Origin of the sequence: Sphingomonas sp. 10B4 (assembly GCF_035019905.1) — a bacterium.
Taxonomy (GTDB): Bacteria; Pseudomonadota; Alphaproteobacteria; order Sphingomonadales; family Sphingomonadaceae; genus Sphingomonas; species Sphingomonas glacialis.
This window is the reverse complement of sequence record NZ_JASJVC010000149.1, coordinates 1-1952: the sequence shown is the minus strand read 5'-3', so window position 1 is coordinate 1952 and position 1952 is coordinate 1. Positions and strand designations below refer to the sequence as shown.

Genomic DNA, 1952 nt, shown 5'->3' with positions numbered 1-1952 from the left:
AGATGTGTATAAGAGACAGACCCCCAGCCCCTCCCTTCCAGGGAGGGGAGGCGCGCGGTCAGCGGGTCCGGAATTCCTCAGGCGTCGTCAGTTGCGCGAGGATCAGCCCATTGCCGTCGGGGTCCTTCAGCATCGTGAAGCGCCCCCACGGCTGCGCGTCGACCGGCGACAGCGGCACGCCCAGCGCGCCGATCCGCGCATATTCGGCATCGACTTCGTCGACCCCCAGCATCAGCCCCTGCACGCCACCCGGCGGCATCGCATCGAACCACGTCACCAGCGCGATCGTCGCGCCACCATCGCTGGGCTGGAGCTGGATCCAGCGCATCGCGGGCCCCATCGGCTCGTCGCGCAGCACCGCGAGCCCGATCACGCGCGTATAAAAGTCCAACGCCGCCGCCGGATCGCGCACCGGCACCGAAACCACCGCAACCGCCATGTCCCGTCCCCCCGTCGCTCCACCGCGCAGATGGTTTCAATTGACACTATCTCGCGGTACACGATCCTACCCTATTTTTAGCGAGGACGCAGCATGGCCGACAAACTCGAAACCGAAGCCGATCTGACCGGCGTCGCCCCGCGCACCAAGCCCAAGCCGTCGATCGAGAAGATCGGCGACCGCAAGCTGAAACCATCGACGCTGATGATGGGCCACGGCTATGACCCGGCGCTGTCCGAAGGTTCGCTGAAACCCCCGATCTTCGCCACCTCGACGTACGTCTTCCCCAATGCGGCCGCGGGCAAGCGCCACTTCGAAGGTGTCACCGGAAAGCGCCCGGGCGGCTCGGAAGGCCTCGTCTATTCGCGCTTCAACGGCCCCAACCAGGAAATTCTCGAGGATCGCCTCGGCGTGTGGGAAGAGGCCGAGGACGCGCTCGTCTTCTCGAGCGGCATGTCGGCGATCGCCACGCTGTTCCTGTCGATGGTCAAGCCCGGCGACACGATCGTCCATTCGGGCCCGCTCTATGCCGCGACCGAGACGCTGATCGCACGCATCCTCGGCCGCTTCGGCGTGAAGTGGCTCGATTTCCCGGCGGGCGCGACGCGTGAGGAGATCGATGCGGTGATGACCGAGGCGGCGACTGGGAATGTCGCGCTGATCTATCTCGAAAGCCCCGCCAATCCGACCAACGCCTTGGTCGACATCCAGGCAGTGGCGGCGAGCCGCGACGCGATCTTCACCGGCGACACCAAGCCGCCGATCGCGATCGACAACACCTTCCTCGGGCCGCTGTGGCTCAAGCCGCTCCAGCACGGCGCCGACATCGTCGTCTATTCGCTGACCAAATATGCCGGCGGGCATAGCGATCTCGTCGCGGGCGGCGTGCTCGGATCGAAGGCGCACATCAACACGATCCGGCTGATGCGCAACACGATCGGCACGATCTGCGACCCCAACACCGCGTGGATGCTGATGCGCAGCCTCGAGACGCTCGAACTGCGGATGAGCCGCGCGGGCGAGAATGCGGTCAAGGTCTGCGGCTTCCTGCGCGGCCACCCCAAGGTCGAGCGCGTCGGCTATCTCGGCTTCCTCGCCGACAGCCCCGGCATGGAGCGCCAGGCCGACATCTACGCGCGGCACTGCACCGGCGCGGGCTCGACCTTCTCGCTGATCGTGCGAGGCGGCGAGAAGGAGGCGTTCGCGTTCCTCGATGCGCTGAAAATCGCCAAGCTCGCCGTGTCGCTCGGCGGCACCGAGACGCTCGCTTCGCATCCGGCGGCGATGACGCATCTGTCGGTCGCCGACGAGCGCAAGCAAGCGCTCGGCATCACCGACAATCTCGTGCGCATCTCGATCGGGGTCGAGGATGCCGACGATCTCATCGCCGATTTCGCGCAGGCCCTCGACGCGATCTGACGCGTTCAACGGGGGGACAGGTCTGCGGCGCTACAGCGCCGCAGCCCCCCCGTGGGTAAGGTGGGCGCTGGGGCCGATGATGATGACGCGGGCC

General features: G+C 66.6%; 2 protein-coding genes. One reads left to right on the top strand and one right to left on the bottom strand.

The features are described from left to right. Positions 1–58: 58 nt before the first annotated feature. The gene (locus QN347_RS19120) at positions 59–439 is read right to left on the bottom strand and encodes a VOC family protein (RefSeq protein WP_322161998.1); all 381 of its coding nucleotides are present in this window, start codon (positions 437–439) and stop codon (positions 59–61) included. A gap of 93 nt (positions 440–532) precedes the next feature. Between QN347_RS19120 and QN347_RS19115 the strand changes: the two genes are divergently transcribed. Further along, a complete protein-coding gene (locus tag QN347_RS19115) occupies positions 533–1858 on the top strand; it encodes a cystathionine gamma-synthase family protein (RefSeq protein WP_322161996.1) in 1326 nt (441 codons plus the stop codon). The last annotated feature ends 94 nt before the right edge of the window (positions 1859–1952 follow it).

Excerpts from the sequence above, each read along its gene's own strand:
- QN347_RS19120 (WP_322161998.1), bottom strand. The coding sequence starts at position 439 with ATGGCGGTTGCGGTGGTTTCGGTGCCGGTGCGCGATCCGGCGGCGGCG.
- QN347_RS19115 (WP_322161996.1), top strand. The coding sequence starts at position 533 with ATGGCCGACAAACTCGAAACCGAAGCCGATCTGACCGGCGTCGCCCCG.